Consider the following 25,305-nt stretch of genomic DNA (forward strand, 5'->3'; position numbering starts at 1 on the left):
TCTGTGGATTACAAGTGGATTACTTCTCCGTACGCATCAGCAGCAGCTTCCATAATCGCCTCACTCATGGTAGGGTGGGGGTGAACAGACTTGATGATCTCATGGCCTGTAGTTTCCAGTTTGCGGGCAACTACAATTTCAGCGATCATTTCAGTAACGTTGAAACCAATCATGTGTGCGCCTAACAACTCTCCGTATTTTGCATCAAAGATTAATTTTACAAAACCGTCTTTTGCACCTGCGGCACTTGCCTTACCTGAAGCAGAGAAAGGGAACTTACCGATCTTTAGCTCATAACCTGCAGCTTTTGCAGCTTTTTCAGTATAGCCTACAGAAGCGATTTCAGGTGTACAGTAAGTACATCCCGGGATGTTATTGTAATCCAATGGCTCAGGACTATGGCCTGCGATTTTCTCTACACAAATAATTCCTTCTGCAGAAGCAACGTGCGCCAGGGCTTGTCCGCTAACGATATCACCAATGGCATAATAACCTTTTACAGTTGTGTTGTAGAACTCGTCTACCACTACTTTGCCTTTTTCAGTTTTGATACCTGTTTCTTCTAAACCAAGATTTTCGATGTTGGCAACTACACCGGCAGCAGAAAGAACGATATCACATTCGATCGTTTGCATGCCCGATGCTGTTTTCACCTGTACCTTACATCCGCTGCCCGAAGTATCAACAGATTCAACGCTTGAAGAAGTCATTACTTCGATACCAACCTTCTTAAAGCTGCGCAGTAATTGTTTGGAGATGTCTTCATCTTCTACCGGAACAATATTGTCCAGGAATTCTACTACGGTTACTTTAGTTCCCATAGTTGCATAGAAATATGCGAATTCTACACCTATAGCACCAGAACCTACAACAAGCATAGATTTAGGCAATTCAGGCAGAACCATTGCCTGTCTGTAACCGATGATTTTTTTGCCATCCTGTTTTACACTTGGCAGTTCTTTAGAACGGCCGCCTGTAGCAACGATGATATTTTTTGCTGTATGTTCCTGTGTGGTACCATCAGCGCCTTTAACCTCTACTTTGTTTCCTGGTTTAACTTTACCAGTTCCCATGATCACGTCAATCTTATTTTTTTTCATTAAGAATTGTACGCCTTTGCTCATTCCGTCTGCCACACCGCGGCTGCGTTTGATCACTGCAGCAAAGTCTACATCAGCACCGGCAGTAGTGATACCATAATCAGCAGAGTGATTAATGTATTCAAATACCTGTGCACTTTTCAACAATGCTTTTGTTGGAATACAGCCCCAGTTAAGGCAGATTCCTCCTAATGATTCACGCTCAACAATTGCAGTCTTTAAACCTAACTGTGACGCTCTGATTGCAGCAACGTATCCGCCGGGACCGCTACCTATTATAATTACATCGTAGTTCATATCTTATTAAATGGGAATTAACTAAGTAAAGCCCAAAATTAAAAAAAATGTTCATTAAAACTGCGAATAAGATTTTTGTAGCGATGTTTTCTGTAAATGAATAGTAATAATTTGAAGCATAGGAAATGGCCTATCGCTATTCTAGTAAATAAATAACTGGTCAACTGCCAGTTAAGGCTATGTTATTATTGTTAAATGTGGAAAAATAATGTGTGTGCTTAATGATTTCTTAACATTGGAACACATTAAATTGGAATTTTAATATATATTTTTGCTGGCAATTAACTATTTAAGTGCTCCGGGCACATTACTTATAACTTTTACGTCAAAACGTATGCAAAAAACTCTACTTTTTAAATTTGTAGTTCTCGTTTTTGCTTTTGTTGGGATTATCTTCTCCGCAAATGCTCAGGTTACTACATCATCTATGACCGGTACTATAAAAGATCCTCAGGCTGCGTTGCCAGGTGCAAGTGTCAAAGCCGTTCACACACCTACAGGAACTATTTATGGAGTAACTACTAATGCAGATGGCCGTTTCACTATCGGTGGTATGCGTGTAGGTGGTCCTTATACTATCGAAGTAAGCTTCGTTGGATTTGCTCCTCAGAAAATAGAAGGTGTAAACCTTAAATTAGGCGAGCCTTATGTTTTGAACTTAACATTGTCGGATAATGCCTCTAACTTAAGTGAAGTTAAAGTTGTTGGAGTAAACAAAAACTCTGTAATGAATTCCAACAGAAACGGAACTTCTACAGTAATTACAAGACAACAAATCCAGAGCCTTCCTGCAATTTCAAGAAGTGTAAACGATATTACACGTTTAACACCACAATCTAACGGAACAAGTATTGGTGGCGGTAACTACCGTTCAAATAACTTTACTGTGGATGGTGCAAACTTCAACAACCAGTTTGGTATTGGAACAAACATTCCTGCAGGTGGTTCTCCAATTTCTATCGATGCATTGGAGCAGATTTCTGTGAATGTTACCCCATATGACGTTCGTCAATCGGGTTTCACAGGAGGTTCGGTTACTGCAGTAACAAGATCTGGTACAAATGACTTTACCGGAGGTGCTTTCTACACCATGCGTAACGATGATATGCAAGGAAGAAGAATCGGTGATTTCAGACTTACTGATGCCCTGGTTCAGCCTTATGATGAGAAGAACTTTGGTTTCAGCTTAGGTGGACCGATCATCAAAAACAAGTTGTTTTTCTTTGTAAACTACGAGAAAAAGAATATCACACAGCCGGGATCAAGCAGGATCGCTTCAACTCCGGGACTGGCATATGGTGCACCGGGAACTCCTAGTACCGTTGTACAGGCTACTTCATCGTTTCTTAATGAGGTACAATCCTATCTGAGAACCAACCTAGGTTATGATCCAGGTGTATACCAGGGATACAGCAATATCAGTACAAATGAAAAAATCTTTGCAAGGTTAGACTGGAACATCAACAATAACCACCGTTTCAGTGTTCGTTACAATAGAGTGGAAAGCAAAACTCCAAGTTTAGCCAGTACTTCTACAAGCGGATCGGCAATTGGTTCTGTTACCAATTTTGCTTACGTGAATGCAAGGTCAGGTACAGCATTGAACGCAGGAATCCCTTTCTCTAACTCTAATTATTATCAGGCACAAAACCTGTATTCGGGAGTAGCTGAGTTAAACTCATCATTCGGCAGCAAGATTACTAACGTTGCCCGCGCTACTTACTCTCACCAGAATGACCCAAGAACAACGGATAGCTCCCCATTCCCTTTGGTAGATATTCTTGATGGTAAACCAACAAGTAATTCAAATCTTGGAAGTGTGCTGACAACCTTTGGTTACGAACCATTCAGTTATGGTAACTTAAGAGATGTGGAAACATATACCTACAGTGACGATCTAAGCATCGCATTGGGTAAACATAACATCACTTTAGGTGCACAGGCTGAATACAGCACCACTAAAAATGGTTTCCAACGTTTCGGAACGGGTTTCTATACGTTCAGGACATGGGATGATTTCCTTAACCGTGCAACAGTTAAACCATTACAATATACTGTAACCTATCCGTTAACGGATGATGGTTCACAGGCTTTCCCAAGCTTTAAATTTGCACAATATTCTGCATATCTTCAGGATGAGTTCAGCATTTCTGACCGCTTTAAACTGACTGCGGGTTTACGTGTGGAAAGAGCTACTTATCCTGATGTGTCTGAAATCAGAACTCACCCTCTGATTGCTGAGCAAACATTCGCAAACGGTCAGAAAATTAATACTGGTGAGCTTCCTGAACCGAGATTTAACTTCTCTCCAAGATTCGGTTTCAACTGGGATGTTAAAGGTGACCGCACTTTACAGGTTCGTGGTGGTTCGGGTATCTTTACCGGAAGGATTCCATTTGTATGGATCGTTTCACAATCAGGAGATGCTGGTTTACTACAGTACACTCAGACCTACACTGGTGCAAATGCTCCTTTTTTCAGCCCGAGCATTGCGCCAAATCTGACAACTGCAAAAGGTGCCGTAGGAACTACTATCCCGGGTACGATCAGTGCATTGTCTAAGGACCTGAGATTCCCGCAGGTATGGAAATCAAGTTTAGCAGTTGATGTACAGTTGCCATGGGGAGTTGTAGGTACTTTGGAAGGTATTTATGGTAAAGACCTTTACGCTGCAACAGCGGTTAACGTGAACCTTAAAGATCCAATCTTTACCACAATCAACGGATATCCGGACAGCCGTCCTTTCTTTGCCAGTACTGCTAACGCAAGACAGGCAGTGAATACAACTGCCGCAGGTGTTCCGTCTACAGGTGGCACGCAGGTAGTGAATGCGATCAAAATGACCAACAAAAAAGGCGGTTATAACTGGTCTGCAACAGCACAACTGACAAAATCATTCAGCCAGGGACTATCGGTTATGGCTGCCTATACAAGAGCTGAAGGACGTAACTATGGTGATCAGGGTGGTGACCAGTTACTGAACTTATGGTCTCTTCCTGCAACAAGCGGAAATCCAAATGATCCTCAGTTAAGTACCTCAAGTAACTTAGCACCGCACAGGGTTGTAGCTACGGTATCTTACAAAAAAGAATACCTTCAGAACTTAGCAACTTCATTCTCGTTGATCTACGAAGGAAGTGCACAGGGACGTTATTCATACACTTATGTGGGTGACTACAACCGTGATGGTGTATCAGGAAACGACCTGATCTATATCCCGAGAGACGCTTCGGAATTGCCAATCAGCGGGCCCCTGGTAATTACTACTACAGGTCAGCCAACCAAAACCTATACTGTTGATGAGCAAAAACAAATCTTTATGGATTACATCAATCAGGATCCATATCTGAGCAAACACAAAGGTGAGCAGGCTAAACGTAACGGTGCCAGCCTTCCATGGAGAAGCAATTTTGACTTCAGATTGGTTCAGGAAGTTTTCAGAAACGTTGGCAAAGCCAAAAACTCATTCTCATTCACTATGGATGTATTTAACATTGGTAACCTGTTGAACAGGAAATGGGGCGTTTACAAATTCGTAAATTCTCAGTCACTTCTTGCACCACAAAATACTGCTGCAATCACTGAGAACGTAGCTCCAACATTCAAACTGAACCCTGTTAACGGTGATGTGGTAAGGTCAACTTTTGGTACTACACAAAGTATCAGTTCTACTTATTACATGCAGTTCGGAGTTCGTTATAACTTTAACTAAGCATTATACCTGTCCCATTTAACTTTGGGGCGGAAACGCTAAGCCCATCCGGTCATCCGGATGGGCTTTTTTAATATTCAGGGTTCTGGCTTCGGTCATGAAAATCAGAATTTGTATCCTTAAGATAAATATTAACAGCTTTGTGACACGCATCAGCTTTCTGTCATATTGGGTTAAACAATATTGTTAAACAAATTTTTTCTGTTTCTTTGTTACCGAATGAACGTTCAATTAGAAGATATCAGCGGAAAAAGGGAGACTGTTCTCAACAGTACGCTTGCCCTAATCAAAGAGCATGGCTTTCATGGTACGCCCATGAGCATGATCGCCAAACATGCCGGCGTGGCAGCAGGTACCATATACCATTATTTTGATTCCAAAGAAACCTTAATCCTTGAATTATATATCTATGTGAAAGACAGGCTGGCTATGGCAATCCTGGCAAATGACGATGCCGCGATGCCCTATAAAGACAGGTTTTTTAACCTGATGATCAACCAGTTTAATTTTTACATCGGCAACCCGGACGCCCTGCTGTTCCTGGAGCAATATGTGAACTCACCGTATGCAAAAAACTACCCTCTCAACGACAGCCAGATATTTATAGATAAGGTACATACGTTTTTCAATTATGGCATAGAAAATGCTTATTTCCGGAATATTGATCCCCGATTATTAGCGCCCACAGTAAAGGGTACATTAGTTGCCGCAGCGAATATTCAGTTGTCCCAGCATACAGCGTTTTCAGATGAGGATGTGATCGAAATTATAAACATCGTGTGGGACGGAATTAAAAGACAGTAAAATACAGTATACCATTAAGCTAATACACTCAATACCCTTTAATATATATATGAAACACTACAATTTACTAAAATTGCTCTTGTGTATACCACTTCTCCTGCCAGGGACAATGTATGCGCAGACCACCGTCAGAGAGCAGCAGCCAATATTATCCAACGCTACACTTCAGGATTGCATTGACTATGCGCTCGGCAACAGGCCGGGAGTAAAGCAATCCTTAATTGATGAGGAAATTGGCGAAACTGACATCAAATCAGCCCTGTCTGGCTGGTTGCCACAAATCAATGGTACCGGAACTGCCAATCACAATTTTAAACAGCAATCCTCTGTTTTAACAAACAATGGTCAGCAGTCACTCATTACCGTAGGTGCAAAAAATACATCATCATTTGTGTTACAGGCAGATCAGCAGATCTTAAATGCAGGTCTGATCCAGGCTTCAAAAACTGCAAAGTACTACAGACAGCAATACAAACAGAATACCGAGAATACCAAGATCAATACGGTGGTTGATGTAAGTAAAGCGTTTTATGATGTGCTTACCAGCAAAGAACAATTGAATATCATCGCTGAGAACATCGCGCGGCTGGAGAAACAATTGAAGGATGCAAGTGCACAATATGATGCGGGACTGGTTGACAAGACTGATTTTCAAAGGGCACAAATCAGTTTGAGCAATTCTAAGGCAGACCGCAAAAGAACTGAAGAACTGTTAAAATATAAATATGCGTACCTGAGAGAGCTGATCGGATATAGTGCCGATAAAGAATTTAACCTCTCTTATGAAAACAATGCGATGGAAAAAGAAATCGATGTGGATACTACCGCGGGAATGACTTACCAGAATCGCGTCGAATACCGTCTGCTTCAAACCCAGCGTGAACTGCAAAGAATCAATACGAGCTATAACAAACTGGCTTACATGCCATCTCTCTCTGGATTCTACAATTACAGTTTCAATTATCAGAATGCCAAGATCAATGGTTTGTACGATACCAACTACCCGGGATCGGTTGTAGGATTGAAACTGGCAGTACCTATCTTTCTTGGTGGCAAACGTACGCAGGAGATCAGAAAGTCTAAATTGCAGGAAAGCAGAATTGACCTCGACCTGCTGAATACAAAGAATCAGATCAATACCCAGTATGAGCAGGCAATGGCAACTTATAAAGCCAACCGCAACGATCTGAACACCAACAGATCCAATGTCGATCTTTCCAGGCAAGTATACAATACCATGAAACTTCAGTATGATGAAGGTATCAAAACCTACCTGGACCTGATGACTGCAGAAACTGATCTTCGTACCGCGCAGATCAATTACCTGAATTCATTATATAATCTACTTTCATCAAAACTCGACGTAAAACAAGCATTAGGTACCATAACAGTTAATCCATAACAGACATGAACACACATTACATAAAATTAAGCATTGCAATTCTTGGTTCCATTACGCTGGCATCATGCGGCGGCGGCGATAAAGCCGCGCAGCAGCAGGGGCCACCACCGGCCACTCCGGTAAGTACCTATACCGTAGCGGAACAGCCTGTAACAACTACTGATACTTATCCGGGTATTGTGGTAGCCTTAAACGAGGTTGAACTGCGCCCGCAGGTAGGAGGGTATATTACTGCTATCTATATTAAAGATGGTCAGAAAGTAACCAAAGGCCAGAAGTTATATGAAATTGACCGTACAAAATATCTTGCGGCTTACAATGCTGCAAAAGCAGATGTAGCGGTAGCAAAGGCAAACCGTGATAAAGCAAAAAAAGATGCCGACCGTTATACCAAACTTGCTGCACAGGAAGCGGTAGCTAAACAACGTGTGGATTATGCACTGACGGATCTGGCCAATGCCGAATCTCAGGTAGCTGCTGCACAGGCTGCACTGGCTTCATCGGCTAACGACTATCAGCGTTCTGTCATCGTTTCTCCGCTAACAGGTACGATCGGTATTTCACAGGTTAAGCTTGGTGCTCTGGCTTCTCCGGGAACTACGCTCCTGAATACGGTATCTACAAACGATCCGATTGCCGTTGACATCGCAGTAGCGCAGGCTGAAATCCCACGTTTCGTACAACTGCAAAAAAGTACTTCTGCTGTTAAAGATTCTTTGTTCAGTATCGAAATGCCTGATAAAAGTGTCTACAAACGTCGCGGAAGGATTGTTGCGATCGACCGTGCAGTTGACCCTGCTACGGGTACCATTAAAGTGAGGATCAGTTATCCAAATGAAGGCGGCAACCTGGTTTCAGGTATGAATGTAAACCTATTGGCCCTGAACAAAGAAATTGGAAATCAAATCGTCATCCCTTATAAAGCTGTAACGGAACAATTGGGAGAGTTCAACGTGATTACCGTTGGTGACAGCAGCAAGGCTGTTCCAAAAATAATTAAAGTTGGCAGACAGGTTGATCAAAACATAGTTGTGACCAGCGGACTGAAAGTAGGGGAAGTAATTGTGGTTGACGGTGTACAGAATGTAAGACCGGGAGCAGTTGTGAAAGCAGTTTCTCCGCAGGAAGCAAATCAGGCAGCCGGCGCACCAGCAGCAGCACCAGCAAAAAAATAGTTATTAAAAGATTTTCAAGCATATGATATCAGAAGTATTTATCAGGCGGCCGGTCACGGCAATCGTCATCTCCATATTAATTGTACTGATCGGGGCTATTGTGATCACCACATTGCCTATCAGTCAGTACCCAAGTATTGCCCCGCCAACAGTTACGGTTACTGGTACCTATACAGGTGCGGATGCCCAGACTGTTGAGCAAACAGTAACCACACAGGTCGAAAGCCAGATCAACGGTACGCCGGGAATGAAGTACCTGCAGTCCAACAGTACATCCGACGGACGTTCTGCGATTACCGTTACATTTGATGTGGGTACCAATATCGATATTGCTGCACTTGATGTGCAGAACAGGGTGGGCATCGCTGAACCAGGTTTACCGGAAGCGGTAAGGCGTCTGGGGATTACTACCAAAAAAGCAAATAACGATATCCTGATGGTAATCGGTTTGTACTCTCCAAACGGAACGTACGACCAGAAATTTATCTCCAACTATATCAACTTATATATCAAGGATGCGCTGTTGCGTATCAAAGGTGTAGGTGATGTACAGGCCTTTGGCCAGCCTTTCAGTATGCGCGTATGGCTTGATGCCAATAAAATGAGCCGGCTGGGTTTAACGCCGGCTGACGTATCTGCTGCAATTAATGAACAGAATACACGTATCCCAGGTGGTAGCATCGGCGGAAGGCCACAAAGCAGCGCGCAGACTTTCGAGTTCTCGGTTGTAATGGACGGTGATTTAAATACCGAAGAACAGTTCAGAAATATTGTGATCAAAACCAGTGAGAACGGTTCACCTGTTTATCTGAAAGATGTGGCAAGGGTGGAACTGGGTGAATTCTCTTATCCTACTACCTCAAAGGTAAATGGTAAAGTAGCTTCCCTGATGGCGATCAATCAGACTCCGGGCGGTAACGCTGTGGAAACTGCTGACGGTATCGACAAGGCAATGGCCGAACTGAAAAAGAACTTCCCTAAGGATCTGGATTTTAAGGTAGGTTACGAAACAGTATCAATTGTGAAGGTATCCATCAGTGAGGTGGTACATACTTTGGTAGAGGCACTGATCCTGGTAACGATCGTGGTATTCTTCTTCCTGCAAAGCTGGAGGGCAACCCTGATTCCTGTACTGGCAATTCCTGTATCCATCATCGGTACATTTATTCTCTTTACGCTTTTAGGTTTCTCAATCAACGTATTAACGATGTTTGGTTTCGTCCTCGCGATTGGTATTGTGGTGGATGATGCGATTGTTGTGGTAGAGGCGGTTCAGCACTATATGGACCATGAAGGCCTTTCTGCACCTGATGCAACCCGCAAAGCGATGGCAGATATAACCGCTCCGGTTATTGCGATTGCACTGATCCTGGCTGCAGTATTTATCCCGGTAGGATTTATTCCGGGTATGGTAGGGCTGCTTTATCAGCAGTTTGCAATCACGATTGCGGTTTCGGTATTGTTATCAGCATTTATCGCATTGTCTCTTACACCTGCATTGTGTTCGCTGCTGCTCACACCAATGAATTTGAATGAAGACAGCAGGGGATTGAACAAGTTCTTCTATAAATTCAATACCTGGTTTGCAAGAGTGACCGACAAATATTCCAATGGGGTAAAATGGGCGCTGAAAAAAGCACCACTGGTGATGATCATCCTGGCCTGTATCTATGTAGGTACAGTTGGTCTGTTCATCAAAAAACCTTCCGGATTTATTCCAACAGAGGATGCGGGTATCTTTATCATGGGGGTTACGCTTCCTGAGGGTTCATCGTCGGCCAGGACTGACCATTTCATGGACAGGATTACTGACAGTATCCAGAAGAAACACCCGGAGGTACAAAATATTTCAGCGATCAATGGTATCAACATCCTGAACAGGTCGTTCAAATCGAATGCCGGTACGTTCTTCGTGCAGCTGAAAAACTGGGATGAGCGTGATAATGATATCCAGAGTGTACTCACAGACGTCTCTACGATGTTTGCTGGTGACAAGGAAGGTAGTCTGATCGCGGTAACTCCGCCTCCGATTCCAGGTTTAGGTATCAGTGGTGGTTTTACCCTGCAGATCCAGGAACAGCAGACGGGCGATATCAAGAAGTTTGAAGGGGTGGTAGGGAAGTTCCTTGCTGCAGCGAACCAGCGTCCTGAAATTGGAATGGCCTATACCTTGTTTAACGCCAGAACACCAAACTATCAATTCCACGTAGATCGTGATAAAGCGAAGAAAATGGGTGTTTCTATCGGTGATGTTTACAGCACGATCTCCTCTTATCTGGGAAGTAGCTATGTGAACGACTTTACCAAATACGGACGTAGTTTCAGGGTAGTAACGCAGGCTGATACCAGTTTCAGAAGCAGCATCCAGGATATGAGCAAACTGTATGTGAAGAACAATAAGGGTACTCCTGTTCCGATCAATACTTTGGTGACTTCCAATATTGCGGAAAACGCTGCAATTATCAATCACTATAACTTATTCAGATCAATCGAGATCGGTGGATCTGCCAAACCGGGAAGCAGCTCTGGTGATGCCTTGCAGGCATTGCGCGAAGTTGCTGCACAAACACTGCCACCGGGATATACCTATAACTTCTCCGGACTGAGTTTGGAAGAAACTGAAGCGGGTAACAGTACAACCCTGATTTTCGGACTGATCGTTGTTTTTGTATTCCTGCTGCTTGCAGCGCTGTACGAAAGCTGGTCGGTACCTTTCTCCATTCTGTTAGCAGTACCGCTAGGTTTATTCGGTGCGATCCTTGCGCTGATCTTCCTGCCTAAACTGGATAATAATATTTATGCACAGGTTGGTCTGATCACCCTGATTGGTCTTTCCGCGAAAAACGCGATTCTGATCGTAGAGTTTGCGAAGGAGCGTGTGGACTGGGGTATGGAGCTGATCGCTGCGACCATTGATGCGGTTAAACTAAGGTTGAGACCAATTATCATGACTTCCCTGGCCTTTATCCTTGGGGTTATACCGCTGATCATCTCTACAGGTGCAGGTGCAGTATCCCGTCAGACCATTGGCTGGACGGTAGCTGCGGGTATGCTCTCAGCAACGATCCTGGCGCTGTTTATTGTACCGGTACTGTTTGTACTGATCACAAAACTGGCTTATGGCAAGAAAAAACTTGCAGAGCTGCAGGCAAATTATAAACCTGAAGAGCACGAAGGTACATTGCATGCAGATTAATCTGCAGGGCAATTGACCTGGTAAATAAACACAGCCGCATCATTTAATTATGGTGCGGCTGTTTTGTTATGTGTCATGTTCGCATATCCTTCCAGTGGTGGTCGGTATTGCGAGGGTGATGTGCTGTTCTAAAATTGGCTGGTTCCGCCATGGCCTGCTCGCATTTATTGGCAGGTATTGACATGTTCATAGGCCTTCTCTTTGATTGGTATTGCCAGGTCCGTATACGACTACTATACGACTAGTATATGGCTGATACACGACCACTGACTATTTAAAATGACTTGTCTTTCAGTGACACAACCTGATAAAACCAGCGTAGTCATTCATCAAGTTCACCTGTGGATTTGACTCGATTATCTTCTGGTGCAAAGTTAAAAGACGGGTGGAAGACAGTTGAAGGACATATCTGTCTTTCAACTGTCTTCCACCCGTCTTAAAATAATATAATCATTGCATTGAACTGAGAATGCAATAAATTAAATTTATAAGTAGTTGAAAGTTCCCTTATCGCTGATAATTGTCACCTGCTTTTGATCAGCAGCTTCTACGCGGCCAATGATCTGCGCATCGATATTGAAACTTTTTGAGATCGCAATGATACTGTCAGCAATTTCCTGAGGCACGTATAGCTCCATTCTGTGGCCCATATTAAATACCTTGTACATTTCTTCCCATGCTGTGCCTGATTGCTCCTGTATGAGCTCAAAAAGCGGCGGAACAGACAATAGGTTATCTTTGATTACATGGATATCTTCATTGATGAAATGCAACACCTTAGTTTGGGCACCACCACTGCAGTGCACAAGTCCGTGGATTTGTTTTCTGTGTTTTTCCAGTACCTGTTTGATGACAGGTGCATAGGTACGGGTAGGGGACAGTACCAGTTTTCCGATAGTGATCTCGGTGTTTTCGTCGATCCTGATCTTATCTGTTAGTTTTTTGCCACCGGAAAATACCAGGTCGTAAGGAACAGCAGGATCAAAACTTTCAGGATAAGTATCTGCAACAGATTTATCAAAAACATCATGACGGGCAGAAGTCAGCCCGTTAGAGCCCATCCCTCCGTTATATTCCGTTTCATAGGTAGCCTGTCCTGAGGAAGACAAACCAACAATCACATCGCCCGGCTGGATCAGATGGTTACTGATGATATCCTCACGTTTGATACGGCAGGTAACAGTAGAATCTACAATAATTGTACGTACCAGATCACCTACATCGGCAGTTTCGCCGCCGGTAGAATAGATAGATATGCCCATTTCACGCAGTTCTGCCAGAATTTCTTCAGTTCCGTTGATCACGGCAGCGATGACCTCGCCGGTGATCAGGTTTTTATTTCTGCCGATGGTAGAAGAAAGCAGGATATGATCGGTAGCACCCACACAGATCAGGTCGTCCAGGTTCATTATGATTGCATCCTGTGCAATACCTTTCCACACAGAGATATCACCGGTTTCTTTCCAGTATACATAAGCGAGCGATGATTTGGTACCTGCACCATCAGCATGCATGATATTACAAAAGGCATCATCATTGCCCAGAATATCAGGGATGATCTTGCAAAAAGCTTGTGGGAAAATACCTTTATCTATGTTTTTGATGGCTTGGTGCACATCTTCTTTCGAGGCTGAGACGCCACGCTGGTTGTACCGGTTATCACTCATATTGCTGCAAAGATAGGGAAACGCGCGAATGTACACGATACAGGTTAAAAAAAAATAACCTCTGCTTTTTTAGGGCAGAGGTTATAATCATTGAATGAGGATATTTTATTTTAAAAATAATAATTCTCTGAATTTAGGCAATGGCCAAACGCTGTCGTCAACCATTTGCTCCAGTTTATCAGCATGGTAACGGATCGTGTCAAAGTGAGATTTCACATGCAGATCGTAAGCGATAGCTTTCTCTCTGTGGTCTTCAATACCATTGGCAGTTTTACGTTCTTCAAGCATTGCATCAATACTTGTTTTTACTACAGCTAAATGCTCTGATAATTTGTTGATGATTGAAAGCGGAGTTTCTAATGTTTCTTTGCTCAAACCAACTTCTTTCAGGCTTTTTGCGTTCAGCAATAACTCATTCTGATAAGCGATAGCAGCAGGAATGATCATGGTATTGGCAACCTCGCCCATAACCCTTGCTTCGATCTGAAGTTTTTTGTAATAGCTTTCTAAAAGAATTTCATGACGGGCATGTAATTCGCGTTTAGTGAATACATTGTTTTTCTCGAACAGATCAGTTGATTTGTCAGAAATGTAAGCATCTAAAGCTACCGGAGTAGTTTTGATGTTTGCCAAACCACGTTTAGCTGCTTCGTCTTCCCAGTCCTGGCTGTAACCATTTCCTTCGAAACGGATATCTTTTGATTCTTTAATGTATTTTTTGATTACAGTTAAAAGAGCGATATCTTTTTTCTCTCCTTTTTTGATCAGTTTATCTACGTCAACTTTGAATTTAATCAGTTGGTCTGCCATGATTGTATTCAATACAGTCATTGGAGCAGAAGAGTTGGCAGAAGAACCTACCGCACGCAATTCAAATTTGTTACCAGTGAAGGCAAACGGCGAAGTACGGTTACGGTCTGTATTATCTAAAAGAATTTGCGGGATCTTAGGGATACCTAACCACAGTGCATTGTCTTCTTTGATTTTTTTGCTGATGCGTGAGTGCTCGATCTCGTCTAACACTTCGTTTAACTGCTGGCCAAGGAAGATAGAGATAATTGCCGGCGGAGCTTCGTTTGCACCTAAACGGTGATCGTTGCTTACCGAAGCAATACTTGCTCTTAACAGGTCTGCGTGCTCATGTACAGCTTTGATTGTGTTCACAAAGAAAGCAAGGAACATCAGGTTGTTTTTTGGAGTTTTTCCCGGAGCAAGTAAGTTTTTACCAGTGTCTGTAATCAGAGACCAGTTATTGTGTTTACCAGAACCGTTGATGCCTGCATATGGTTTCTCGTGCAATAACACTTTGAAGTTATGTCTGCGGGCAACTTTTTCCATCACATCCATTAACAATTGATTGTGGTCAATTGCAAGGTTGATTTCTTCATATATAGGAGCGCATTCAAATTGTAATGGCGCAACTTCATTGTGACGTGTTTTAAGAGGGATACCCAATTTCAGTGATTCATTTTCGAAATCTACCATGAAAGTGAAAACACGCTCAGGAATAGATCCAAAATAATGATCATCCAATTGTTGTCCTTTGGCAGACATATGACCGAACAAAGCGCGGCCGGTTAATGCCAGGTCAGGACGAGCATTGAACAATGCAAGATCAACCAGGAAATATTCCTGCTCGATACCTAAAGAAGCAGTTACTTTATTGATTCCTTTATCAAAATACTGACAAACATCAACTGCTGCTTTATCTAATGCGTTCAGTGCTTTTAATAAAGGTGCTTTATAATCCAGGGCTTCGCCTGTATAAGCTACAAATACTGTAGGGATACATAATGTTTTTCCAGCTTTGCTTTCCATAATAAATGCGGGTGAAGAAGGATCCCATGCCGTATAACCTCTGGCTTCGAAAGTATTCCTGATACCACCGTTCGGGAAACTTGAAGCATCTGGCTCCTGTTGTACTAATGCACTGCCAGCAAATTTTTCAATTGCACCTTCACTGCTTGGCTCAAAGAATGAATCATGTTTCTCTGCTGTTGAACCTGTCAACGGCTGAAACCAGTGAGTATAATGGGTTGCACCTTTAGACATTGCCCAGTGTTTCATTGCTGTAGCGATCTGGTTAGCATCATCAGAATTGATTAACTCACCTTGTTCGATTGCCGACACCAATTTCTCATAAACATCTTTCGATAAGAAATCTTTCATTTTCTTTCTATCGAACACATTAGAGCCGAAAAACTCAGAAATCTTAACCGATGGGGCTATAACTTCCGGGGAAACTCTATTTTGTGCTTCTTTTAATGCATTTGTTCTTAAGCTTTTCATTAGTTTCTTTAAAATTTGACCAAAAATAGAATTTTAATAATTAAAATATCAACAAAATGATGTAAAAAATTCAAAAATCTACAACATTGGTGGGAGATCTTTGTTTCATTGTTTATCGCCGGATCAGATTCGATTATTTTGCTGATTTCACATGTACCCTTTATTGGCAGATCAGGGCGTTTATCTCCTTTAATTTAATCTTTTTTCGTTATGGAATTGGATAATTTATGTCATCATGTTAAAGAACCTAATTCCAAACATCATGATTAATATTTCATCCGATCTTTACAAATCAAGCTGGACAGAACTCGTTTTTAAAAACAGGAACAAAGCTTATGGTGCCTACCAGCTGCGCGCCCAGTCGTCATCCATCACTGCCCGTTCGCTTTTAATCGTTGTCCCTGCTTTTGTGCTCCTGTTTGCGGGGCCGGTATTGTACCGGAAATTCAGCCCAAAACAGATTGAACCCGCTGTTATCAGCACTCCGGTTGAACTGCGGCCCATCAGTCCTGACATAAGCAAACCTCCGCTGAAAAAAGAAGAACCGCCTAAGGCTGAGCCAGTGCATGACAACGTGAAAACCGTAAAGCTGCCCTCCAAAATAACAGTGGTGGAGCAACCTGTGGCGGACGAAACACCGCCTACGGTGAAAGAAATTGAAAACGCGGTTGTGGGACAGCTAAACCAGGCAGGAGAGGCTACACATGAAACGGTTACTCCGGTTACGGGCAGCGGTACCGGCACTGGCGCGGTGCCTGCCGAAGATAATACAGTTTATGACACCGGCGGAGTAGAGCTTTATCCCGAGTTTGAGGGCGGAATGGGTGCATGGGCAAAATTTATCCAGCGCAACCTGCGGTATCCCGAAATGGCGATGGAAAGGGAGATAGAGGGAAAGGTATTTGTGAGTTTTGTAGTAGAGAAGGATGGCACAATCTCTAATGTGAACATTGTAAAAGGAATAGGCGGAGGCTGCGATGAAGAGGCCATCCGCGTGATCAGGAAATCGCCAAGATGGAGACCGGGGATGCAGCATAATCTTCCGGTGAGGGTGCGTTACAATATGCCTTTATCTTTTATGCTGAGCCACTAAGAAAGCTAAGGGCCGATTTCAATTGCCGGCTCTTTGTTTATCTTTGCTGTATGTTAAAAAGAATTCATCATGTTGCTGTTATATGCTCTGATTATGCAACCAGCAAAAATTTCTATGTGAATATATTAGGCCTTAAGGTGGTACAGGAAGTTTACAGGGTGGAAAGAAAGTCGTATAAACTGGACCTTTCTGTAGGCGGGCTCTATCAGATTGAACTTTTCTCTTTTGAGAACCCTCCCGAAAGGCCATCGAGACCTGAATCGCGGGGATTGCGCCGCCTGGCTTTTGAAGTAGATGATGTGGCTGCTGTGGCAGCAGAGCTGAATGCAAAAGGTGTAATTACTGAAGATATCCGGGTAGACGAGCATACCGGTAAGCTGTTCACTTTTTTTAGTGACCCGGATGGTTTGCCGCTCGAATTATATCAATACTGATGGGAAGTATATTTAAGTTTAAGCAGTTTGAAGTGAACCAGAATGGCTGTGCAATGAAAATAAATACGGATGGCGTCCTTTTGGGCGCCATTGCTGTTCAGCAGCAGCCCCTGCACATCCTGGATATCGGTACGGGTACCGGAGTAATTGCTATGATGATGGCCCAGCGCTATCCTGACGCCAGGATCGATGCCGTTGAAATAGACCCTGCAGCAGGGGCAGCTGCAGCTGAGAATTTTATTCATTCTCCTTTTGCAGACCGGATGAAGGCTTATCCGGTATCATTTGAAGAATTCAGCGGTGCTGTAAAGTATGACCTGATCGTTTCTAATCCTCCATATTTTGTAAACGACCTGAAGAACCCTGAAAAGCGCAAGCAGGTAGCGCGCCATGCACCGGAAGACTTTTTTGAGATGCTCACACGCAAGTCTGCCGCAATGCTCAGCAGCACAGGGTCTTTATGGATGATACTACCTGTTAAACAGGCACAGGAAGTGATAATCAGCGCGGTCCTGTATCAACTGCATCCTGCCCGGATTGTCCATATCTATTCAGACAAATTTAAACCTGAATTCAGACAGATCATCTGTCTGGATTTCAATGGTGCTAAACCTTTAAAGGAAGAACATGTTTATATTTATGAGTCGCAGGGGCAGTACACAGATCAGTATAAACAGCTGCTGAAGGATTTTTTCCTGGCGTTTTAACCAGGCTGCACAACTTTTAGTCGTATCAAAAAAAATAATATGAAGAAAATAGGGCTCATATCTGATACCCATGGTTATTTAGACGATGCGGTATTTAAGCACTTTGAGGAATGTGATGAAATCTGGCATGCCGGAGATTTTGGTCCTGATGTAGCAGATCAGCTTGCCGCGTTCAAACCGTTGAAAGGTGTGTATGGAAATATTGACGGTAAAGAGATCCGCGCCCGGTTTCCGGAGCATTTACGATTTAGCTGCGAGGAAGTGGATGTTTGGATGACGCATATCGGAGGATATCCGGGCAAATATGCACCCAATGTTAAGGCAGAAATATACAATAAGCCCCCAAAGCTGTTCATCACAGGGCACTCACATATCTTAAAAGTTATGTTCGATCCAAAGATCCAGTGCTTGCACATAAATCCCGGTGCAGCAGGCAAATCCGGCTGGCACAAAGTGAAAACATTAATACGTTTTTGTATTTCATATGAAAAAATACATACCTTAGAGGCAATAGAATTAGGTAATAGATAACGTATTAAATACACTAAGTAAACTATGTCGGGTATAAAAACATTAGGACAATTCATCATTGAGAAACAGGCTGATTTCTCTTACGCCAAAGGCGAACTTTCAAGGTTATTAAGAGATATCGGCATTGCGGCGAAGATCGTAAACCGCGAGGTGAACAAGGCTGGCCTGGTTGACATTCTTGGAGATGCAGGCACTGTCAATATCCAGGGAGAGGGACAAAAGAAGCTCGACATATTTGCAAATACCCAGTTTATTTCTGCTTTAACCAGCGGGGGAGAATGCTGCATCGTGGCTACCGAGGAGGAAGATGAATTTGTGCCGATAGATTCCCCGGTATCAAAAAATGCGAAATATATTGTTTGTATAGACCCGCTGGACGGATCTTCGAATATTGATGTAAATGTGGCTGTAGGTACGATTTTCTCCATCTACCGCAGAAAATCCACGGATGGCATGGCAACAATTGCCGACGTCCTGCAAAAGGGAACCGAGCAGGTAGCTGCCGGATATGTGATCTACGGATCCTCAACCATGCTGGTGTATACCACGGGCAAAGGCGTAAACGGTTTTACCCTCGATCCTTCCATCGGGGAATTCTGTCTCTCGCATCCTGACCTGAAAATGCCTGAAGACGGCAGCATTTATTCGATCAATGAAGGGAACTATGTTCATTTCCCAAAAGGCGTGAAGAAATATATCAAATATGCACAGGTACATGATGCTGCTACCAACCGGCCGTACACATCAAGGTATATCGGTTCTATGGTGGCCGATATCCATCGTAACCTGATCAAGGGCGGGATCTATATTTACCCCACCACAGCCAGCTCTCCTAATGGAAAACTGAGGTTGTTATATGAATGTAACCCGATGGCCTTTATTGTAGAGCAGGCAGGCGGATTTGCCTCTGACGGATTTAAAAGAATTTTAGAAATAGAGCCGGTAGAACTTCACCAGCGCTCATCCATCTTTATAGGTTCAAAGAAAATGGTAAGGATGGCGGAGCAGATGATGACAGAATTTGCCCTCGAAGCAGGGGCGATCAACATGTAGTCATCAATTAATCCAGCAAAGAACCTTTAATCCAGCAAAGTACCTTTTTGCCTTTCAGCCTCGAATTCTGTATCGATTTCGAGGCTGCTTTTTTGTTTGCCGGCTGCTACGGCCAGCACATCGCACCTTTCATTTTCCGGATGGCTGTTGTGGCCTTTGATCCATACAAATTTGACGTCGTGCAGCTTATACACGGCCAGAAAGCGGATCCACAGATCCTTGTTCTTCTTGCCCTGAAATCCTTTTTTTACCCATCCGAATACCCATTTTTTTTCCACCGAGTCCACTACGTATTTGGAATCTGAATAAACGGTTACCTGCTGTCCTGGTTTTTTGATCGTGCTGAGTCCAACAATGACGGCCAGTAATTCCATCCTGTTATTGGTGGTCATGCGAAATCCGCCGCTCATTTCTTTGTAATGGCTGCCGGAACGGAGGATCACTCCGTACCCGCCCGGACCTGGATTGCCGCTTGCTGCGCCGTCAGTATAAATCTCAATCATTTTTATGTTTCTGGAGTATTGAGCTTTTTAAATTTGTTCTTAAACAAAAAAAGCAGCCCTTTGAGGCTGCTTTCAAAACTTGGGTGGAATATGGGGCTCGAACCCACGACCCTCGGTACCACAAACCGATGCTCTAACCAACTGAGCTAAAACCACCATGTTTTTCAGTTTGACAAAAGTACAATTTTAATGTATCTATACAAATCTTTTTGAAGAAGAATTTGAAATTTTTTTTAAACAATTCATAAACAGCTTATTGCAACCGAAAAAAAAATAAAAAATTTCATTTAATACACGGATTTGTGAAAAATATAGCCTGAATGCCTGTTACGCCGGTTTAGCAGGGATTTAGCAGGCGCTATAGATCAACAAGAATTAACATCCAAATGTTAAATGTTTAACATTCGCCCAAAAAAGAATGTTCAAACTTTCGTTTTATTGGAAAAGAATATTACATTTGGGCTTACCCTTTCAAGGGTATGTTTTTCATAGGTAGATGTAGGGCCGAAAATTTATTTTCGGCCCTTTTTTTTTCTGCACGTTATGTATCTTTAGCCCGCCCATGAAAAAGAAGAAAATCATTGTTTCAGTTACCGGTGCCAGCGGCGCCGTCTACGCTAAATTGTTAATGGACAACCTGCAGCAACTATCCTCACAGATTGAGAAAGTTGGTGTGGTCATGTCTGATAATGCAAAAGAAGTATGGCGCTTTGAGCTTGGGAATAGTGACTATGATCATTACCCTTTTGATTTTTATCAGAAAATGGATTTTAATGCACCTTTTGCTTCTGGCTCAGCTAAGTTTGATACCATGATCATTATACCCTGTTCGATGGGAACGCTGGGACGAATTGCCCATGGCATATCAAATGACCTGATCTCCAGGGCAGCCGATGTGATTTTAAAGGAGCGGAGGAAACTGATCGCAGTGGTAAGGGACACGCCTTTTAGCTTGATCCATATTAATAATATGAAAGCTGTGACAGAAGCCGGCGGGATTATCTGCCCTGCCAACCCATCCTTCTATAGTATCCCTAAAACCATTGAAGAGGTTGCCCAAACTGTAGTGAGCCGTGTGATTGATCTCGCGGGACTGGAACAGGAAAGCTATCGCTGGAGTGAAAATTCTTAGAATTTGACAATCCGCAAATCGTTTGTCATCCATATGCCCGTGTAAAAAGTTATCTTTGCATTTTGGATGGAACTGGTAAAATTAGCATTTGGCAGATCCGCAATCAGATACGCATGAAAAAAGTAGCATTTTATACATTAGGTTGCAAGTTAAATTTTTCTGAGACTTCGACCATCGGCCGTCTTTTTACTGACGCAGGTTATGCTGTGGTAGACTTTACCGACGCTGCTGATGTATATGTAATCAATACCTGTTCAGTAACCGAACATGCGGATAAAAAATGCCGCAAGGTGGTGAAAGAGGCATTGAAGTATGCTCCAAATGCTTATATCACCATCGTAGGCTGTTATGCACAGCTCAAACCTGCTGAAATAGCTGAAATTGAAGGTGTGGACATGGTTCTGGGGGCGGCAGAGAAATTCCGCATTGTGGAATATATCTCTGACCTCACAAAACTGCCTAAAGCCGTTGTTCATCAGCAAAATATCGAAAAAGTAAATCATAATTTTATTGCCGCCTATTCAATAGGTGACAGGACCAGGACTTTTCTGAAAGTTCAGGATGGCTGTGACTACCCTTGTACCTATTGTACGATCCCGCTTGCGAGAGGGGGAAGCAGAAGTGATACCATAGAAAATGTGGTAAACAGGGCCAGACAGATCGCTGAAAGCGGCGTGAAAGAAATTGTGCTGACAGGTGTGAACCTTGGTGATTTCGGTATCCGTAATGGCCAGCGCGAGGATAAATTTTTCGACCTTGTAAAAGCACTGGATGAAGTAGAAGGAATTGAAAGGATTCGTATATCCTCTATTGAGCCCAATCTGCTGAGCAATGAGATCATCAGCTTTGTGGCTGGTTCAAAAAGATTTGTACCACATTTTCATATCCCGCTGCAATCCGGCTCTGACAAGATCCTTGGCCTGATGAAAAGACGTTACCGCAGAGATCTGTATACAGAACGTGTGGCTACGATCAAGGCACTGATACCCAACTGCTGTATCGGTGTGGATGTAATTGTGGGCTTCCCCGGCGAAACACATGAAGATTTCCTGGACACTTACCAGTTTTTAAATGAGCTGGACGTCTCTTACCTGCATGTGTTTACATATTCTGAACGCGAGCAGACCGAGGCTGCTGATATGGCTGGTGTAGTTACCGGAAGTGCCCGTGCAGACAGGAGCAAGATGCTCCATATATTGTCAGACAAAAAACGCAGGGCATTTTATCAGTCGCAGTTGGGCACTGTTGCCGAAGTTTTATTTGAAGACGATCAGAAAAACGGATTTATGCACGGCTTCACCAAAAACTATGTGAAGGTAAAAGCCAAATATGATCCCGTAATGGTCAATGAAATCAAAACTGTGAAGCTGATGGAGATGACTGCAGACGGCGAGGTAGAAGTTATGGAAACTGAAGAAGTTTTAGCACATTAATCCTATATTCGCGTAAAAAAATTACGCAAATGTTCCCTACGGTTTCCCATTTCATTGAGTATGCTTTTGGTGTACAGATCCCATTGCCCTTAAATACTTTCGGGCTGCTTGTTGCGCTTGCGTTTGTAGCCGGTTACTGGGCCTTCTCAGAAGAACTGAAACGCAAGGAAGCACTGGGCATATTGCATCCTGTTAAAAAAATAGTGACAGTGGGCAAGCCTGCTACCACCAATGAGATAATTATGAATGCCCTGTTCGGCTTCCTGATTGGGTACAAACTCGTATATGCTTTCCTAAATTACCGTTTATTTGTAAATGACTCCCAGGGCGTATTGCTTTCCTCTAAAGGAAGCCTGCTGGGAGGATTGGTTTTTGCGGCTATTTTCGCTTACTGGGATTATAAAGAGAAAAGTAAATTTAAACTTAGCCAGCCAAAACAGGTTGAAGTAACCGAACATCCTTATGAGCTTACCGGGCACATGATTGTCTGGGCTGCGGTGTGGGGCCTGCTTGGTGCCAAGATCTTTGATAACCTGGAACATTGGGACAGCTTTGTTAAAGACCCTATAGGTGGTTTATTGTCCTTCAGCGGACTTACATTTTATGGCGGACTGATCTGCGGAGGGGCTGCGGTATTATATATCGCCAGAAAGAATGTTATAAAGCCCCTGCATATGCTTGACGTGGGCGGACCGGGCATGATGCTGGCTTACAGCGTTGGCCGTATTGGCTGTCATTTGTCTGGTGATGGCGACTGGGGCATTGTAAACCTGCATCCCAAACCTTTTGGCTGGATGCCCGACTGGATCTGGGCTTATACCTATCCAAATAACGTAGCGATGGAAGGTGTTGCCATTCCTGGTTGTACCGGTCGTTTTTGCAGCGTACTTCCTCTGCCCGTATATCCTACGCCGCTCTATGAGGTGATCGTTTGTTTTATTCTGTTTCTGATCCTCTGGAATATCCGCAAACAGATCAAACTTCCGGGCATGATGTTCGGAATATACCTGATGATGAATGGCCTGGAAAGGTTCTCCGTTGAGCTGATCCGTGTAAATACAAGATATCACGTAGGCGGGCTTTCATTCACCCAGGCAGAATTGATTTCTTCACTGCTGTTTATTTGTGGCCTGCTCCTTGTTGTGTTTGCTGTTAGAAATAAAGAAAAACACGCGAACTACTAAATTTTAAGATTTGAATTACGAATTACTGACTGAACAGGTGATCGCTATCACGCGGCTGACAGGAAATTTTATCAGAAAAGAATCCATGAACTTCAATGCTGCTGCTATTGAATTCAAAGGGCTCAACGACCTTGTATCCTACGTGGATAAAACTGCTGAAGAGCAACTGGTAGGCAATCTCTCTAAACTGATACCCGGCGCTGGTTTTGAAACCGAAGAAGATACCGTCAACAGCAGGGGGCAAACCTATAACTGGATTATTGATCCGCTGGATGGTACTACCAATTTTATACATGGGCTGCCAACATATTCCATCAGCATTGCGCTTTATGAAGAGGAGCAACCTGTTTTAGGGGTTGTTTATGAGATCAACAGAGCAGAAATGTTCCATAGCTATAAAGATGCCCCGGCTTTTTTAAATCATGAAGAAATCCGGGTTTCTCAAAGGGCCCATCTTTCAGACAGCCTGCTGGCGACGGGGTTCCCCTATTACCAGTTTGATAAACAGCCTCAGTATATGCAGCTGCTGTCAGAACTGATGCAGAAAACACATGGCCTGAGGCGTATTGGTTCAGCGGCTGTTGACCTGGCCTATGTAGCCTGCGGGAGATTTGATGCTTTCTTTGAATATAACCTGAATTCATATGATGTTGCCGGCGGTGCTTACCTCGTGCAGCAGGCAGGGGGGAAGATCATGAATTTCAGCGGAGGCCCCGAATTTATCAACCAGCGTGAGATCCTTGCAACCAACGGTTTGCTCGATCAGGAAATGCTGGAAGCCCTGCAAAGAAATTTTAACAGTTAAAGTATAGCTTCCCGAAGAATACAGGTAGCTGTACCCGGCAGATATTAAATTGTCAGTTATAAAAAAAGTGATCATGAATTACATGATCACTTTTTTTTTATTCACCGGGTCGGACAGGTCTGTTGCCTGCTCAATTTCCCTGGTTATAAAGCGTTGGAAACAACTTCTTTTACTTCAGGAACCATACGCTGTAACAGGTTCTGGATACCTGATTTTAAGGTAATGGTAGACGAAGGGCAGCCGCTGCATGAACCGCGAAGCTCAACTGTTACTACGCCTTCTTCAAATGATTTGTAGCTGATCGCGCCACCATCCTGTTCAACAGCAGGGCGTACGTAATCGTGTAAGATCTGCTGGATTTTTACCTCCAGGTCAGAGCCCTCAAAATCAGGCATTTCTTCTGCCGTAGCTTCTTTAATTTTATATTCTGATTCAACAGCACCTTTCACAAACTCTTTTAAAATCGGCTCGATATCCGCCCACTCAGCATCATCAGTTTTTGTAACAGTTACGAAGTTACTTGCAAAGAACACTCCGTTTACAAAATTAAACTTGAATAACTCTTTCGCAAAGGGAGAATGCTCAGCGCTTTCCCTGGTAGCGAAATCTTCACTGCCATTGATCAGAAGTTTATTTACCATGAACTTCATAGTGGCAGGATTCGGGGTTTGTTCTGTATATACGTTAATAGTCATGGTCTCTTTTTCTTACAAAAATAATTAATTCGTAATTCAAATCCAGATATCGATGTCTGATTTAGGTCATTATATGTTAAAACACGCCCCGGG

19 protein-coding genes and 1 tRNA gene are annotated in these 25,305 nt (G+C 43.2%); 14 read left to right on the forward strand and 6 right to left on the reverse strand.

Annotated features, from left to right (window positions below; genetic code table 11):
• Window positions 1-8: 8 nt before the first annotated feature.
• Window positions 9-1,397 (reverse strand): dihydrolipoyl dehydrogenase, encoded by a 1,389-nt coding sequence (gene lpdA, locus FN831_RS15305; RefSeq protein WP_142529047.1) that lies wholly within the window; start codon window positions 1,395-1,397, stop codon window positions 9-11.
• Window positions 1,398-1,731: 334 nt separating this feature from the next.
• Here lpdA and FN831_RS15310 point away from each other — a divergent pair, with 334 nt between their 5' ends.
• The 5 genes from FN831_RS15310 to FN831_RS15330 all read left to right on the forward strand — a co-directional run bounded on the left by FN831_RS15310 (window position 1,732) and on the right by FN831_RS15330 (window position 11,686).
• Window positions 1,732-5,109, forward strand: a complete 3,378-nt coding sequence (locus tag FN831_RS15310; RefSeq protein WP_142529048.1) for a TonB-dependent receptor — start codon at window positions 1,732-1,734, stop codon at window positions 5,107-5,109.
• Between the two features lie 219 nt (window positions 5,110-5,328).
• Window positions 5,329-5,913: a TetR/AcrR family transcriptional regulator gene (locus tag FN831_RS15315; RefSeq protein WP_142529049.1), complete on the forward strand. Its 585-nt coding sequence runs from the start codon at window positions 5,329-5,331 to the stop codon at window positions 5,911-5,913.
• Between the two features lie 49 nt (window positions 5,914-5,962).
• The gene (locus FN831_RS15320) at window positions 5,963-7,315 is read left to right on the forward strand and encodes a TolC family protein (RefSeq protein ID WP_142529050.1); all 1,353 of its coding nucleotides are present in this window, start codon (window positions 5,963-5,965) and stop codon (window positions 7,313-7,315) included.
• Between the two features lie 5 nt (window positions 7,316-7,320).
• Window positions 7,321-8,490, forward strand: coding sequence for an efflux RND transporter periplasmic adaptor subunit (locus tag FN831_RS15325; protein WP_142529051.1), 1,170 nt, complete (start codon window positions 7,321-7,323; stop codon window positions 8,488-8,490).
• Between the two features lie 22 nt (window positions 8,491-8,512).
• A complete protein-coding gene (locus FN831_RS15330) occupies window positions 8,513-11,686 on the forward strand; it encodes an efflux RND transporter permease subunit (protein WP_142529052.1) in 3,174 nt (1,057 codons plus the stop codon).
• Between the two features lie 485 nt (window positions 11,687-12,171).
• Here the strand turns inward: FN831_RS15330 and FN831_RS15335 are convergent, their stop codons facing one another.
• The gene (locus FN831_RS15335; RefSeq protein WP_142529053.1) at window positions 12,172-13,353 is read right to left on the reverse strand and encodes an AIR synthase related protein; all 1,182 of its coding nucleotides are present in this window, start codon (window positions 13,351-13,353) and stop codon (window positions 12,172-12,174) included.
• A 105-nt stretch (window positions 13,354-13,458) separates the two neighbouring features.
• Window positions 13,459-15,642 carry a glutamine synthetase III family protein gene (locus FN831_RS15340; RefSeq protein ID WP_142529054.1) on the reverse strand — a complete coding sequence of 728 codons (2,184 nt, stop codon included), beginning with the start codon at window positions 15,640-15,642 and terminating at the stop codon, window positions 13,459-13,461.
• A gap of 235 nt (window positions 15,643-15,877) precedes the next feature.
• Here FN831_RS15340 and FN831_RS15345 point away from each other — a divergent pair, with 235 nt between their 5' ends.
• The 5 genes from FN831_RS15345 to fbp are packed head-to-tail and all read left to right on the forward strand — an operon-like array spanning window position 15,878 to window position 19,460.
• Window positions 15,878-16,735, forward strand: a complete 858-nt coding sequence (locus FN831_RS15345; RefSeq protein ID WP_142529055.1) for an energy transducer TonB — start codon at window positions 15,878-15,880, stop codon at window positions 16,733-16,735.
• A gap of 50 nt (window positions 16,736-16,785) precedes the next feature.
• Window positions 16,786-17,169, forward strand: a complete 384-nt coding sequence (gene gloA2 / locus FN831_RS15350; protein WP_142529056.1) for an SMU1112c/YaeR family gloxylase I-like metalloprotein — start codon at window positions 16,786-16,788, stop codon at window positions 17,167-17,169.
• Entirely contained in the window at window positions 17,169-17,876 is a 708-nt protein-coding gene (locus FN831_RS15355; protein ID WP_142529057.1) for a tRNA1(Val) (adenine(37)-N6)-methyltransferase, read from the forward strand. Before gloA2 ends, FN831_RS15355 begins: the two co-directional genes overlap by 1 nt.
• 39 nt (window positions 17,877-17,915) lie before the next feature.
• Window positions 17,916-18,407 (forward strand): metallophosphoesterase family protein, encoded by a 492-nt coding sequence (locus tag FN831_RS15360; protein WP_142529058.1) that lies wholly within the window; start codon window positions 17,916-17,918, stop codon window positions 18,405-18,407.
• 24 nt (window positions 18,408-18,431) lie between these two features.
• On the forward strand, window positions 18,432-19,460 hold the full coding sequence (fbp, locus tag FN831_RS15365; protein WP_142529059.1) for a class 1 fructose-bisphosphatase: 1,029 nt from the start codon (window positions 18,432-18,434) through the stop codon (window positions 19,458-19,460).
• Between the two features lie 26 nt (window positions 19,461-19,486).
• Here fbp and rnhA read toward each other — a convergent pair whose 3' ends face one another.
• Window positions 19,487-19,963 (reverse strand): ribonuclease HI, encoded by a 477-nt coding sequence (gene rnhA / locus FN831_RS15370; RefSeq protein ID WP_142529060.1) that lies wholly within the window; start codon window positions 19,961-19,963, stop codon window positions 19,487-19,489.
• Window positions 19,964-20,044: 81 nt separating this feature from the next.
• A tRNA-His gene (locus FN831_RS15375) sits at window positions 20,045-20,120 on the reverse strand.
• A gap of 405 nt (window positions 20,121-20,525) precedes the next feature.
• On the opposite strand from FN831_RS15375, the gene FN831_RS15380 reads away from it, so the two are divergent.
• From FN831_RS15380 to FN831_RS15395, 4 genes are all read left to right on the forward strand, one after another.
• A complete protein-coding gene (locus FN831_RS15380) occupies window positions 20,526-21,095 on the forward strand; it encodes a UbiX family flavin prenyltransferase (RefSeq protein ID WP_142529061.1) in 570 nt (189 codons plus the stop codon).
• 113 nt (window positions 21,096-21,208) lie between these two features.
• Window positions 21,209-22,528, forward strand: a complete 1,320-nt coding sequence (mtaB, locus tag FN831_RS15385) for a tRNA (N(6)-L-threonylcarbamoyladenosine(37)-C(2))-methylthiotransferase MtaB (protein ID WP_142529062.1) — start codon at window positions 21,209-21,211, stop codon at window positions 22,526-22,528.
• Between the two features lie 29 nt (window positions 22,529-22,557).
• Window positions 22,558-23,712 carry a prolipoprotein diacylglyceryl transferase gene (locus FN831_RS15390; RefSeq protein WP_142529063.1) on the forward strand — a complete coding sequence of 385 codons (1,155 nt, stop codon included), beginning with the start codon at window positions 22,558-22,560 and terminating at the stop codon, window positions 23,710-23,712.
• A 10-nt stretch (window positions 23,713-23,722) separates the two neighbouring features.
• Window positions 23,723-24,517, forward strand: coding sequence for an inositol monophosphatase family protein (locus FN831_RS15395; protein WP_142529064.1), 795 nt, complete (start codon window positions 23,723-23,725; stop codon window positions 24,515-24,517).
• A 143-nt stretch (window positions 24,518-24,660) separates the two neighbouring features.
• Here the strand turns inward: FN831_RS15395 and FN831_RS15400 are convergent, their stop codons facing one another.
• Window positions 24,661-25,212, reverse strand: coding sequence for a NifU family protein (locus FN831_RS15400; protein ID WP_142529065.1), 552 nt, complete (start codon window positions 25,210-25,212; stop codon window positions 24,661-24,663).
• Between the last annotated feature and the right edge of the window lie 93 nt (window positions 25,213-25,305).

This window comes from Pedobacter westerhofensis, assembly GCF_900182595.1.
Lineage (GTDB): Bacteria > Bacteroidota > Bacteroidia > Sphingobacteriales > Sphingobacteriaceae > Pedobacter > Pedobacter westerhofensis.

Coding starts and splice junctions, on each gene's coding strand:
- lpdA (WP_142529047.1), bottom strand. CDS start 1,397: ATGAACTACGATGTAATTATAATAGGTAGCGGTCCCGGCGGATACGTT.
- FN831_RS15310 (WP_142529048.1), top strand. CDS start 1,732: ATGCAAAAAACTCTACTTTTTAAATTTGTAGTTCTCGTTTTTGCTTTT.
- FN831_RS15315 (WP_142529049.1), top strand. CDS start 5,329: ATGAACGTTCAATTAGAAGATATCAGCGGAAAAAGGGAGACTGTTCTC.
- FN831_RS15320 (WP_142529050.1), top strand. CDS start 5,963: ATGAAACACTACAATTTACTAAAATTGCTCTTGTGTATACCACTTCTC.
- FN831_RS15325 (WP_142529051.1), top strand. CDS start 7,321: ATGAACACACATTACATAAAATTAAGCATTGCAATTCTTGGTTCCATT.
- FN831_RS15330 (WP_142529052.1), top strand. CDS start 8,513: ATGATATCAGAAGTATTTATCAGGCGGCCGGTCACGGCAATCGTCATC.
- FN831_RS15335 (WP_142529053.1), bottom strand. CDS start 13,353: ATGAGTGATAACCGGTACAACCAGCGTGGCGTCTCAGCCTCGAAAGAA.
- FN831_RS15340 (WP_142529054.1), bottom strand. CDS start 15,642: ATGAAAAGCTTAAGAACAAATGCATTAAAAGAAGCACAAAATAGAGTT.
- FN831_RS15345 (WP_142529055.1), top strand. CDS start 15,878: ATGTTAAAGAACCTAATTCCAAACATCATGATTAATATTTCATCCGAT.
- gloA2 (WP_142529056.1), top strand. CDS start 16,786: ATGTTAAAAAGAATTCATCATGTTGCTGTTATATGCTCTGATTATGCA.
- FN831_RS15355 (WP_142529057.1), top strand. CDS start 17,169: ATGGGAAGTATATTTAAGTTTAAGCAGTTTGAAGTGAACCAGAATGGC.
- FN831_RS15360 (WP_142529058.1), top strand. CDS start 17,916: ATGAAGAAAATAGGGCTCATATCTGATACCCATGGTTATTTAGACGAT.
- fbp (WP_142529059.1), top strand. CDS start 18,432: ATGTCGGGTATAAAAACATTAGGACAATTCATCATTGAGAAACAGGCT.
- rnhA (WP_142529060.1), bottom strand. CDS start 19,963: ATGATTGAGATTTATACTGACGGCGCAGCAAGCGGCAATCCAGGTCCG.
- FN831_RS15380 (WP_142529061.1), top strand. CDS start 20,526: ATGAAAAAGAAGAAAATCATTGTTTCAGTTACCGGTGCCAGCGGCGCC.
- mtaB (WP_142529062.1), top strand. CDS start 21,209: ATGAAAAAAGTAGCATTTTATACATTAGGTTGCAAGTTAAATTTTTCT.
- FN831_RS15390 (WP_142529063.1), top strand. CDS start 22,558: ATGTTCCCTACGGTTTCCCATTTCATTGAGTATGCTTTTGGTGTACAG.
- FN831_RS15400 (WP_142529065.1), bottom strand. CDS start 25,212: ATGACTATTAACGTATATACAGAACAAACCCCGAATCCTGCCACTATG.